At 54.2% G+C, this 12770-nt stretch carries 8 protein-coding genes and 1 pseudogene; 4 read left to right on the top strand and 5 right to left on the bottom strand.

From position 1 onward, the window contains the following. Window positions 1-133 precede the first annotated feature (133 nt). Window positions 134-925 (top strand): annotated as a pseudogene (locus RBB77_RS17450) (aldehyde dehydrogenase family protein). A gap of 120 nt (window positions 926-1045) precedes the next feature. On the opposite strand, the gene RBB77_RS17445 reads toward RBB77_RS17450, so the two are convergent. Both RBB77_RS17445 and RBB77_RS17440 read right to left on the bottom strand, forming a co-directional pair. Continuing rightward, window positions 1046-2641, bottom strand: a complete 1596-nt coding sequence (locus RBB77_RS17445) for a long-chain-fatty-acid--CoA ligase (protein WP_353063011.1) — start codon at window positions 2639-2641, stop codon at window positions 1046-1048. Between the two features lie 99 nt (window positions 2642-2740). Further along, entirely contained in the window at window positions 2741-3901 is a 1161-nt protein-coding gene (locus tag RBB77_RS17440; protein WP_353063010.1) for an alpha-hydroxy-acid oxidizing protein, read from the bottom strand. 187 nt (window positions 3902-4088) lie between these two features. On the opposite strand from RBB77_RS17440, the gene RBB77_RS17435 reads away from it, so the two are divergent. Continuing rightward, complete coding sequence (locus RBB77_RS17435; RefSeq protein ID WP_353063009.1) at window positions 4089-5252, top strand: iron-containing alcohol dehydrogenase; 1164 nt, start codon at window positions 4089-4091, stop codon at window positions 5250-5252. Window positions 5253-5283: 31 nt separating this feature from the next. On the opposite strand, the gene RBB77_RS17430 is transcribed toward RBB77_RS17435, so the two are convergent. From RBB77_RS17430 to RBB77_RS17420, 3 genes are all read right to left on the bottom strand, one after another. Next, window positions 5284-6735 carry a flavin-containing monooxygenase gene (locus RBB77_RS17430; RefSeq protein ID WP_353063008.1) on the bottom strand — a complete coding sequence of 484 codons (1452 nt, stop codon included), beginning with the start codon at window positions 6733-6735 and terminating at the stop codon, window positions 5284-5286. A 129-nt stretch (window positions 6736-6864) separates the two neighbouring features. Further along, entirely contained in the window at window positions 6865-7284 is a 420-nt protein-coding gene (locus tag RBB77_RS17425; protein WP_353063007.1) for a hypothetical protein, read from the bottom strand. Between the two features lie 145 nt (window positions 7285-7429). Next, window positions 7430-10879, bottom strand: a complete 3450-nt coding sequence (locus RBB77_RS17420) for a TonB-dependent receptor (protein ID WP_353063006.1) — start codon at window positions 10877-10879, stop codon at window positions 7430-7432. 159 nt (window positions 10880-11038) lie between these two features. On the opposite strand from RBB77_RS17420, the gene RBB77_RS17415 reads away from it, so the two are divergent. Together RBB77_RS17415 and RBB77_RS17410 are read left to right on the top strand one after the other, a co-directional pair. Continuing rightward, entirely contained in the window at window positions 11039-11650 is a 612-nt protein-coding gene (locus RBB77_RS17415) for a TetR/AcrR family transcriptional regulator (RefSeq protein ID WP_353063005.1), read from the top strand. A 24-nt stretch (window positions 11651-11674) separates the two neighbouring features. After that, on the top strand, window positions 11675-12730 hold the full coding sequence (locus RBB77_RS17410) for an alcohol dehydrogenase catalytic domain-containing protein (RefSeq protein WP_353063004.1): 1056 nt from the start codon (window positions 11675-11677) through the stop codon (window positions 12728-12730). Window positions 12731-12770 lie beyond the last annotated feature (40 nt).

The raw sequence follows: 12770 nt of genomic DNA, 5'->3' as shown, positions 1-12770 counted from the left end.
TCACAGGGGCAACGAGAAGGGCGAGCTTCGTTGAGGGCCGAACAACAGGCATCGTGCCGGTGGCAGGAAGAATAGGTCCCATCATTCGATTGTGACCCTCGGAGTGCCAGCCTGGCGTCTAAACATCCAGCCAATGCTGCGCTGCCAGTCACGGATGGCGTGCCTCAGCCATAGCGCGGACATTGGAGTTTGCGGTGCAGGAAGGATGGCCCTCCGGCGCGATCGGTGTTTTTACCGTGCCTCGAATGAAGTGGCTGCAAAGCCAGTAGCAGATGAGCGGACTGCTATGCTCAGTTTGCTTATCATCTGCGAGGATGCGGATCTCTCGAAGGCAATCCCCAAAGTTGTCGCCGGAGGGTATACGTATGCCGGTCAGAGCTGCATCTCGGTGCAACGCGTCTTCGTTCATGATTCGCTCAAAGCACAGCTCATCGATGGAATTGTGCAAGGGTTGCGAACGCTTACGACAGGCGACCATGCTGATTCCTCCACACGCGTCGGCCCAATGATCAATGAGGCGGCCGCGATCCGGGCTGAAAGCTGGATCGTCGAGATGTTGAACCTAGGCGCAAGGTTGATCTAGGCGGTAATCGAAATGGATCAGTGTTAGATCCAAATCTACTCAGCAATGTTGCAGCACGGCCCAACTCAACTGCGAAGAGGCCTTTGCGCCTGTGGTCATCGTTCGTATGGCAATTTCTCCGAGGTCGTAACATCCGTGAACCGATCGAAATACGGTCTGCAGGCGGCTATCTTTAGTATTAAGTGGAAGAATTTGGCTCAGGCGTGGAACGAACTCGAAGTTGGAGCGGGTCTGGTCGATGAATACTCTGCATGGCTTAGGGATCATCTTCCATACGGCGGGGTCAAGAATTCGGGCATCGGCAGGGAGGGGGGTCCGATCCTCCACTATGGAGGTGACTGAATCACGGTTGCTTATCCTCCCCACCGACTTTTAAAGTCCAATCAGTCCGTCAAAGATGTCGGCCTGTCACAAGGGTGTATCCGCATCCACTCATGCATTCCGGACCGGAGGGACTGCTCCTCAAGCTCGGATGGGCGAATGGGCATTCTTTCCCTCGTACTGCGTACGCAAATTCTTTTTCAGGACCTTTCCGGTGCCTGTTTTCGGAAGCGACTCCACAAACTGGACGGTCTTTGGACACTTGTAATGGGTCAGACAGGAACGGCTGAAATCGATCAACTCTGTTTCGGTCACGGCTGCACCGTGCTTGAGGACGACGAGAGCTTTGGGGACCTCTCCCCACCTATTATCAGAAACGGGGATGACCGCGATCTCGAGGATTGCAGGATGCGCCAACATGGCCTTCTCCACCTCAAGCGAGGAGATGTTCTCTCCGCCGCTAACGATAATGTCTTTTTTTCGGTCGACGATCAGAACATAGCCATTCTCGTCTATCGTAGCCATGTCTCCTGTACGAAGCCAACCGCCTCGCAGAGCCTCTCCAGTTAGTTCGGGCTGCTTCCAATAGCCTTTCATCACGCCGTCGCCACGCGCGATGAGTTCTCCGATCGCCTTTCCATCTTCGGGGAGCCACTCATCATTCGGGCCGGCGATATGAAGCTCTACCCCTGGGAAGGCATAGCCGGTCATTGCTTGTTTGATATACCTTTCCTGATCAGTCCATCCAAGCTCGGGCTTCACGGAAGCGCAGGAGAGGGCAGGAGAAGTCTCCGTCAAGCCGTACCCAGAAAAGCAAGTGCAGTCAAAGGCTTCCTCCACTTCGCGAATTAAGGTAGGTGACGACGCTGCACCACCGATGACGATGCGGCGCAGGCTGCGCAGATCATAGTCACCGCGCTTCGGGTGGTTAACGAGTACCGTAGCCATGAAAGGTACCGCGTTGAACTGGGTTACACCTTCAGTTTCGATGAAGCGAAAGATCGCCTCTGGGTCAAAGCTTTCGACCATCACATGCTTGCCGCCCAGCATGGTCAAAAAATGCGCGATACCCCATCCGTTTGCGTGAAAAAGCGGGATCGTATGAAGTTCCACCGAACCATTTTCGACGTTGAAGGCCAAGCAGGTCTGAAGGGCGTGAAGATAAATGTTGCGATGACTCAACATGACGCCTTTTGGCTGGGCGCTCGTGCCGCTGGTGTAGAAGAGTTCAGCAACTTCATCCTCATCGATGGAACTGATGTCGCAACGATAGGGGATAGCCGTGTTCAACCAATCGTCGTAGTTCTGTGGCATCAACCAATCCTTTTCCGCTGCGCTCTCTAGCGCGCAGAAGATTCGTACCGCAGGCAATTGCCGACGAAAGGACTCTACCAATGGCATAAATTGCGGGTCGATGAAGAGAATGCTCGCTCCGGAGTCGTTGAGAATAAATGACAGCTCGCTTGCGGAAAGCCGAATGTTCAGCGGCAGCAAGACTGCTCCTGCTTCCAGCACACCGTAGTACGCTTCGAGTAATCGATGAGAATTTGTGCCTAAAAAAGCTATGCGCTCTCCGCTCCGAACGCCTGCCTCCCGCAGCGCTCCCGCAAGCCGGCCAACGCGTTCTCCAAACTGCCGGTATGTGAATCGTTCCCCTCTCGAAACGACAGCTGTACGTCCGGCATATTGTCGCTCCGCATGTCGGAGAAACCGTAGAGGCGAAAGAGGAATATTCATCACTTAGTCCTTTGAATAGTTTGACGAGCGTTGGATTTCGATTCTTAACCGTATGACACGCGACGAATGATTGTGAGGCCACACTTCACGCATTTCGCTCTAAAGGCGGATAACCCCGGCTTCGCGAAGTGTCGCCAGAGTGGGAAAGCCGTCAACGGCCATAAGGAGGTCGGCTTCGGCGAGCAAGCTTCTCAGAACATGGACGACCCCGTCGGTGCCGTCCAAAGCGAGACCATAGACGTAAGGACGTCCGATGCCGACAGCCCTTGCTCCCAGCGCGAGCGCCTTCACGATATCGCTTCCGTGACGAACGCCGGAGTCAAACAGGACCGGGGTCCTTCCGCTAGCCTCCACAACGGCAGGAAGCATATCGATCGCGGCCATTCCGCCATTCGCTTGTCGGCCCCCATGATTGGAAAGGTAGATTCCATCAACCCCTCCATCGATGCAGCGTTTCGCATCGTCAGGATGACAGATGCCCTTCAGGATGAGAGGCAGTTTGGTAAGAGAACGTAGCCACGGAAGGTCCGTCCAGTTAAGAACTTTACCGAAAATTTGAGCCCACTGCATTACCGCCGCAGATAGATCGTCTTCGGGAGGCTTCGCGAGCAATGCTCTGAAATAGGGATCGGTGAAGTAGTTTTGGAGTGCGTGTCCACGCAGCTGCGGGAAGTTGGCGGCGTTGAGATCCCGCGGCCGCCATCCGGTAAGCCAGGTATCGAGCGTGACCACAATGCCTTTGAAGCCAGCGGACTCGGCCCGATGAACCAGGCTTTCAGCGAGCTTTTTATCCTTGGGAGTATAAAGTTGGAAAAATCCGGGCGTGTCGCCTAGATTTTGAGCGATGGTTTCAAGCAGGTCGTTCGACAGGGTGGACGCAACCATGGGAATTCTTGTTCTGGAGCACGCATGCGCGACGTCAAGGTCGCCGTGGCCGTCTGAAGTACAGATGCCAAGTACTCCGACCGGGCTGAGAAAGATGGGGGTGGGCAGTTTGAGACCAAAGAGCTCGATTGAGAGATCGCGTGTGGAGCAGTCCACCATCATGCGCGGGATAAGCCCCCAGTGATTGAATGCTTCCGCATTGTGACGTTGAGTGAACTCATCACCGCAGCCACCTTGCACGTAAGAAAGAACTGAGGCAGGCATCGCCGCTTGTGCCTTCTGCTCCAAGAGCTTGAAGTCGACGGGAAGCCTGGGAAGCACGTCGCGAAGACCGTCTAGGTAGATCTCGTTTTGATAGTCGCCAAAGTGAGGCATTCTTAACCTTCTATTTCAAAGCTCAATATTCAATCGTTCAAAGACCGCTTGTTACAGGAAAGTCAGAGGACACGAGCAAAGTCTAGGTAACTGAACAACCCGGTAAGATACTTGTCGCGGAGAATTATTGTCACCATAATTCGCGAGCGGAAATAAGTTCCTTTATAAAGAGGTTGAGGAGAAATTGATGAGAGCTGAGATCCGGATTCCGTCCATTCTCAAAATCGGTGGGGGATCGTTCTCTGAGGTCGCAGCATTGCTTTCGCGTCTTCAGTGCAGGCGGCCGCTCATCGTGACGGATCCTTTCCTGATGAACAATGGGCTGCCCGAACAACTGCGAACACAAATACGAGATGCCGGCCTGATCTCTGAGATCTTTCATGAGACCCATGCGGATCCGACGACAGCGATCGTCGAGGAAGGCGTTCGGGTCTTCCTTAAGGGCGGCCATGACAGCCTCGTGAGCCTCGGAGGAGGAGGAAGCCCGATCGATACGGCTAAAGCCATCGGCATGCTGGCGACCAACGGTGGTAGGGTTCGCGACTTCAAGGCCCCGAATGCTCCAACTGTTCGTTGTCCAACGCACTTTGCAATCCCAACGACCGCCGGTACCGGGTCGGAAGTCACACGATTTACCGTGATTACAGATGTGGAGACGGAAGAGAAGATGCTGATTGCCGGCGATGTCCTTCTTCCCACGGTCGCAGTGGTGGATTATGAGTTGACGTTGACAATGCCGCCGAGATTGACGGCGGACACGGGCACTGACTCGTTGACGCATGCAATCGAGGCGTACGTTAGTCGCAAAGCTAGTCCGTTCACTGACGCTCTTGCGCTTTCGGCTATGAAGACGATTTGGCGGGAGCTTCCGGTCAGCTTTCACGAACCGGGAAACCGCACCTCCCGCGAGGCCATGATGTTGGCTGCAACACAGGCTGGCATTGCGTTCTCGAATGCGAGTGTAGCTCTTGTCCATGGCATGAGCCGTCCGCTTGGAGCACACTTTCATGTTCCCCACGGACTCTCGAACGCCATGTTGTTGCCGGTCGTAACGGCTTTTTCGGTTAAGGCGGCAGTGGGACGCTACGCAGAGTGCGCGCGAACCATGGGCGTGACAAAGAGCAACGTCACGGATGAAGTCGCAGTCGATCAATTGATTCGAAGTTTGTATAGCCGGAATGCCGAACTGAAGGTGCCTTCGCCGAGGCAGTTCGGGATCGATCAAGAGCGCTATTTTGCTTTGATTCCCACGATGACAGCACAGGCATTTGCTTCGGGATCGCCGCAGAATAACCCTCGCGTCCCTGAGAGCGGAGAGGTTGAGGCAATCTACCGCCAAGCGTGGCAATAAGCAATGCATCGGTGATGCCTCTTCGATGTTGCTAACGGGAGAAGCGTAGAGCGCCATCGTCCACCTTCCCGTATCGCAGGGCAATAATGTCACGCGGATAGTTTTGGTGCAACGTCCACGGCTTCTTCAAACCTTGCTTAGGCAACTGATCAATAGCTCGTTGAACATAACCTGATGTGAGACTAATCATCGGCTGTTCGCCAACCGACCCTTCTACAAGGTGCGGGATGGCAGACCTCCAGCCGCGCCGGTCCATGTAGTTGAGAAGTCGACAGACATACAGGCTGCTAAGCTCGGCCTTCAGAGTCCACGACGCGTTGGTGTAACCGACTGTGAGCGCGAAGTTTGGGATTCCACTGAACATGGTTCCCTTATAGTTAAAGGTTTGGGATAGCTCAACACGCGAGTCGTCGACGTATATCTCTACTCCGCTCATAAGTTGGAGTTTAAGGCCGGTCGCAGTGACAATCACGTCGGCGGGTAACTCTTTGCCGGATGCGAGCTTAATTCCATCTTCAGTGAAACTCTCAATCGAGTCAGTGACGATGGTGGCATCTCCCTCGCGGATTGTTTTGAAAAGGTCTCCATCGGGCGCGAGACAAAGCCGTTGGTCCCACGGCTTATACTTCGGCGTGAAATGGGTGGCGACATCGTAGCTCCCGCCGAGATGCTTTTGGGCACCTCCGATCAGGAGGGCGCTGAATTTTTCCGGTTTGCTGCGTGCAATTCGATAGAAGTACATGCCAAGCAAAATATTCTTCCAACGTGCTAGACGAGAGGCCGACCTCTCAGGCAAATAACGTTTGAGGCCAACCACGAAAGGGTCAGAACCAGGCCGCGCAAAGATGTAGGATGGCGATCGCTGCAGCATGGTGACGTGGGCAGCTGTTTTCGCCAAGGACGGGACGAGCGTTATAGCCGTAGCGCCGCTGCCGATGATGACAACGCGCTTGCCGGCGTAGTCGAGATCGGCAGGCCATTGCTGAGGATGTACGATGCGGCCGCGAAAGCGATCAGCGCCGGGAAACTCCGGCATGTGGCCTTGAGCGTAGTTGTAGTAGCCGGTGCACATAAAAAGGAACGAGCAGGTGCATACAACAATGTCACCCGACTTACCGTGCTCCATCTCGACTGTCCAGCCTGACTGCTCGGAAGACCATCGCGCCTGAACGACCCGATGGCTATACCGGATGTGCCGGTCGATACCGTACTCTTTAGCAGTTTCCTTCAGGTAGTTGAGGATCGTTTCGCCATCGGCAATTGCTTTTTTCCCTGTCCATGGGCGGAAAGAGAAGCCCATGGTATGCATATCAGAGTCGGAACGGATACCAGGATAGCGGAAAAGATCCCATGTGCCACCAAGCGCTTTGCGGCCTTCAACAATGAGGAACGTTTTCTTTGGGCAGTGCACCTGAAGATGGTGGGCTGCGCCGATACCAGATAAGCCCGCGCCTACGATCAATACATCAAAGTGTTCTATCATTCGAGTCATCTTTCGGCTTTGTAGCGGTTAGGTTGCAATGGGCGGCGGAAAGATCCAAGACCACCACTCGACTTGAATGACGTGCACAGCGTGCGAGTGCTAACCGCGACTTGGGCGCATCGGCGCCTCCTAGCCCAGAGCGCGGTAGAGAGCCAGCAACGTTGCTATGGAGCCAATGACCGCTCCGTAGACAGTCTTGAAGAGGAGTACGTTACTTAAGCTAACGCCATCGGGGAAGATCCGCGGAAATATGAACGCATTGCAGGGGACGAGGAGACAGGTGAAAAGAAGGCCCATGACGATTGCCCTGACATAAGGATTGCCGGTAGCGGTGGTCTGGCGACCCACGTATGTGGGAAGAATTCCGGCGCGCCTGCGATGTCGTGCTATCAGTGAAGGAACCAACACGCTGAGGCCAGTCACCAGAAAAGTTTCGCCGATCGAATCCATAAGCAGGCTGCCTGAACCGGTTGCGGGTACCCTACCGCGTCCGTGAAAGAGGACGAACGCAGCCGCGAGATTCAGAATGGCATTACAAAGACCACTCATTGCAGTTTCAACGGCCAAGTAATTAGCTGCACTACCATGCATTGGCGTTCCTTTCGCGACTGCCTCGTGCAGATCTTCTCGACGATTCAACATGGATCACCCGACATTCTTTCAGCTAAGGCATCGATCTTCTTCGCGCAGTCTCTCAGAATGAAAGCTCCATGCCGAAGCTAATCTGCCGCGGAGGAGCGGAAGATTCAAATGCCAAGGGGTCGCTCAGTTGAGACGGCCCGTTGGGTCGGAAGCCTTTGTAGTTATACGGTCCGTTGAGGAGATTCACATTTCCTTCCGGGGTCGAAGCAACAGCAGACGTTGTGAGTCCTGTCGTTGGATCGGTGACTGCCGTATTCGGAAAAATATTTTGAACGCTGGTGAAATTCGTGTGGTTAAGAATGTTTGCCGCCTGTGCAATCAGTTCAAGACGCAGACTGGAGTCTTTTTTGAGCACGATGGCTTTCGATATCCTCATATCAAAACTTGCATAGCCCGGCCCTTTTCCTTGGTTGCGTTCTTCGTTGAAAGGACGCGCTTCACTGGTGTGGCCGCTCGTTCCGTTAGACTCGATTCCTGGAACCAGGATGGTGAAAGGGACGCCGCTGCGCACCGAGACGATCGGCGCGATCGTGAAATTCGAAAGCAGCGCGGATTCCACGCTTCCGCCGATACGTGCTGGGCTTGTGTACACTGCGTTGGCGACAAAGCTGTTCGTAATATTGAAAGATGACCGAGCATAATCGCGATTCAACAAGCCGGGCCGGAATGGGGTGCTCTGCGAGCTAAAGTCGCTGGTGTTATCCAGGGCGCTGCTATAGGTGTAGTTCACTTGGAATTGCAGGCCCCGGCCGTAGCGTTTGGTGAGCGATGTCGTCAGGCCGTTGTAGTTCGAGCTTCCGTCGGATGTCGTTTGATCGTTCTCTACTATCTGCGTATTTGGTTGGCCGTTCGTTGACCCAGGCTTTGGGGTGTAGAAGGGTCCCACAAATGGATCAATCGGGAGCGCTGAGTTTTGTATATAGTTCGCTTCCTGAATCTGTTGGATATGCACACCGCGATAAAACTGATAGGCAACTTCAAGCGAGAGGTTCGGCGCGAGTTGCTGCGCTATGCTGGCGCTGGCCTGGAGGGAATATTGAGCCTTGAAGTTAGGCGACACGGAGAAGAAGGCGCCGTTTTGTTGGTTGGGTCCCGAAGGCACAATGTTGATGCCCAACGATGACAGTTGCCCTAGACTGAGTGCCGGGTTGGGATTAGCGATTGTCGCGAGGCTTCGTTCGAGCGCACCCGCGCCCTCCAACTGGCCGATTTGGTTTGGAGCAGTAACGACAGAAGCATAGACATGATTAGCGTTGCCGCTTAGAGTCGTCGAGGTAAACGGTACGATGAAAAGCACCGGAGCGGTAAACAGGCCGGCACCTGCACGCAGAACTGTTTTCCCGTTGCCAAAGGTATCTAACGCGACCCCTAAGCGTGGCGAGAAAAATGTGTGCGTGGGGTAGTTATCCGGCACCGGATCGATGTCCAGCCGGCCGCCGTAGTTCAGGGTCAGGTTGGGCAAAGCTTTCCAGGAATCCTGAGCATAGAACCCAATTGGATTGGTTGTAGCGTTGTACTGTCCGTTTCCCGATCCTTGCAGCAAAGCCAAGGGTAGGCCAACAACATACAACTGAGAGGCGCTGAGATTCGTGGTGGGCGGTCCGGTTATCGGGTAGCCGTTCGTTAGGTTGAAGGCGGCGACGGACTCTTGCAGGTTTCCGTAGGGAGTCGCCCCGTAGAGATCGATGATCGGAATTGCTCCGTCGAAGTACTCATATTCACCTCCAAACAAAAAGGCCTGGAAGATGTCGTACTGCACCGGACGGTAGGACTCTCCGAACTTCATGTTGTGTTTGCCTTTGGTCCAGGAGAGGTCATCATCGAATTGATACTGGTTCTGGCGTTGGTTATATGGGAAGTCGAAGGGAGTGCCTTGAATCCCGAGACTGCCCAGGTCGAATTCGGCACCGCCAGGATGAGGAGCGACGTTCTTGGAGGAGTTATCCGGGACCACCTGGACACGGACCGTATTGACGAGGTTGGGGTTGAAGACGTGGTTCCAAGAGGTAGTGATCGTGTAATCACGCAAAGCCTGAACGATGGAAGTAAAGCGCGGAACTCCGTCTGGCCCTGTCACCTGGTTGCTCTCCCGCGATAGCGAGAAGCGCAGAGAGAAGGAGTTTGCCTGATTAGGCTGGTAATCGAGCCGTGTGACCCAGTTGTTATATCGACCCTGTTGATTCGGCGGAGCCTGAACAGCGGCTCCGTTTGCATTTCCATCGAATGTGCCGCTGTTGGGAGATATCAGCGCGTTGTAGATGGGGTCTTTGATCGGTGTAAAGATCGACGATCCCAGAAAGTAGGCTCCCAAGCCTGCTATGCGGGGATCGATCGAACTACCAGTTGCGGCCAACTGGGTCAGATAGCACGCCTGCGTGACTGGAGCGGGACAGGAAGTTCCATTAAAACCGTTTGTCTGTCCGGCGACCCCTTGCGCAGCGGCGGTATCTACCAGGTTGACAGTCACATTGCTGTCAAGCTTCTGCCGCTCGTAGGATGTAAAGAAAAATAGTTTATCTCTCTTGATCGGCCCCCCGAACGACCCTCCGTAGATGACGCTTTGCTCAAACGGTTTCGTGCCAGCCGACGGACCGAAACTGTTGAAGTAATTTGCCGCATCCGTATTCTCGTCGTGAATGTAGCCGAAAGCGTTGCCATGAAATTTGTTGGTGCCGCTTTTGGTGATCACGTTGATGGCCGATCCCACCGTGTATCCGAACTCCGCGCCAAAGGAGTTGCGGTTCACTTGAAACTCCTGAACCGAATCCTGTGGCACATGGGCTACCCGGGGTGCGCCGGAGCCGTAGTCATTCTGGCCGCCATCGATGGTGAAGAGATTGGAGCGTCCATTGCTGCCGCCGATTGAAAAGCCAGATGTCTGATAGCCTGTGCCGATGTTAGGGTCTTGAATCGATGGTGCTGTCGAATCGACTATTCCAGGTAGGGTGTAGATGGTTTGAGCGAAGTTGCGAGAAATGTTAGGAAGGTTGACCTCCTGACGATCATTGATTGTGTTTGCCTGCTGGGTCTGAGCCGTATCAATCAGCGGTGCTGAGTTGCCCGTCACTTCAACGGTTGCGTTGGCCGTTCCGATGCTCAGGTGGGCGTCGATAACCACGGTTTGCCCGACCGTGACCACGACCTGATCGGCAATCTCTTTCTTGAATCCTGGCGCATGAACCTCAACGGCGTACGTCCCCGGATTCAGCGACAAGACTTGATAGGTTCCGTCCGGCGAAGTCACGGTGCCCCTCGTTGTACCAGTCTCTGGGTTTTTCACCATTACTGTTGCGTTTGGAACTACGGCGCCCTGCGCGTCGAAGACGATTCCCCGCACAGTTCCAGTGGCATAGCCGGACTGTCCCCAGGCCGGAGGAACTGACCACAAACCTATCGCGAACAACGCTAGAAATAATCGGCAAAAAATGCTGCAAATTTGACCGCTCGCCACTTGCTTTTTGTCGTTCTTGTCGAACTTCACCGCAGACCTGACTAAGCTCATACTTGGTATCTCCGCGTGTCAATTCCTAACTTCCCCAACACGGCGGACAATCTAGTCCAAACTTGATACTCTAGTCAACATTAGTTTTTCTAATGTTCACTAAATGTGGCAGAATGCATGGTGCGCCTAGGTAATTAAGGACGGCGCTATACAAACTCTATGGTTATTTCGAAAACGAAGACCCCAAAGACCCTATCGAACAGCCGCAAGTCGGATAAGAAGCGCGAAGAGATCATTCGCGTAGCGATTGAGATCATCAATGCCAAGAGCTATGCGCAAGCCACGATGGTCGATATCGCGGCTGCGCTGGATCTGAGGGACGCTACGCTCTATCACTACTTCCACGACAAACGGACGCTTGCCTACGCCTGCCATCGCTCTTCCCTTGAGCGAGCCCAAAAACTGCTTGAGACCTCCGACGAGACGGGTGGCACAGGTGCAGAGAAGCTGCGGCACTTCATCCGCAACCTACTCGTCGAATCTAAACAAAATGGCTCCCTGCTCTATCTCGGTGATTACTCCTACCTCGACAGTGCTCAACGCAAGACAGTCAAACAGTGGGCCGACCGACTCCAGGCCGTCCTGGTGAGATTTCTGAATGAAGGCATGTCAGACGGCTCCATTGTTGAGTGCGAGCCGGAACTGGTAGTTCAACTGCTGTTGGGAATGCTGATCTGGCTCGGGAAATGGGCACGTTCGATCAACGGCTTGACGATCGACCGGCTCATGAACGCGATCGAAATATTCAGCTTTCGAGGACTTGAACGCTAATCGACGGTTCTTATCAACGTTACTTTGAGACTGGCTATCAGAAGTGTCGAGGAATTTATTATGAAAGTATTGCAGTTTGCCAAAGTCGGTCAGCCCTTACAACTTGCAGACGTTCCAAGACCCAGTGCCTTTCCAGGTGGGTTGGTGTTCAAGGTCAAAGCCTGCGGTATCTGTGGGTCTGACTTGCATGCGGTTGAAGTATCCGGCTTGTTGCAGTCAGGCAACGTCCTCGGGCATGAATACTCGGGCGAAGTCGTTGAGGTCGGCCCTGGAAGCAATGGCTGGAAGATCGGTGATCGCCTCGTCGCGCTTCCCGCGAGACCGTGCGGAACATGTCCCCAGTGCCAGTCTGGCCGCTATGCGGAATGCAGTCAGATCATCATGCAGGGATTCGATACACGGATGCCTGGCGCCTACGCCGAATACTCCACTTGTATGGCAGGATTAGCGATCAAGATCTCTGATGTGCTCAGCGACAACGACGCAGCCATGATCGAGCCTCTTGCGGTCGGCTTGAACGCCTGGAGAACCGCCAATGTCGAAGCGGGCGCAAGCATATTGATCGTCGGTGCCGGTGTTATAGGGATCGCAATTGCCAAGTGGGCTAGATTTTTCGGTGCAGGTGACATCGGCATCAGTGAGATGGTGCCCGCCCGTTTGGCGCGGGCACACAATCTAGGATTCGATCTTGTCATCGATGCAGCGCAACATGTCAATCCTGTCGCAGAGTACGAGCGTCAGACCGGCCGTAAACCATCGGTAATCTTCGAGTGCGTCGGCCGTCCGATGATCGCCAAATTGATCGAGATGGCACCGACAAATACGCATCTGGTACTCGTAGGCACTGGCATGCAACCGGAAAACTTTACGGTAGTCTCTGCGGCTTTGAAGCGCCTGCGCATGACATTTCCGGTTGCATATGTGTCGAGCGATTTTCACTTCGTTCAACGCATGCTTACCGCGCGCCGAGTGACTGTCGATGGTCTTGTAACGGCTACAGTCAACCTTCACGAGGCATCCGCAATGTTCGAGAAGCTCGGCAAACCAAACGACCATTGCAAGGTGCTAATTGTGCCCTGAGTTCGTTATAGCGGTGAGATGGCTGTCGGCGTCTGTGATG

The sequence above is a fragment of the Tunturibacter psychrotolerans genome (genome assembly GCF_040359615.1).
Lineage (GTDB): Bacteria > Acidobacteriota > Terriglobia > Terriglobales > Acidobacteriaceae > Edaphobacter > Edaphobacter psychrotolerans.
Note: the sequence above shows the minus strand (reverse complement) of the source record. Positions and strands in the feature narration are given on the sequence as shown.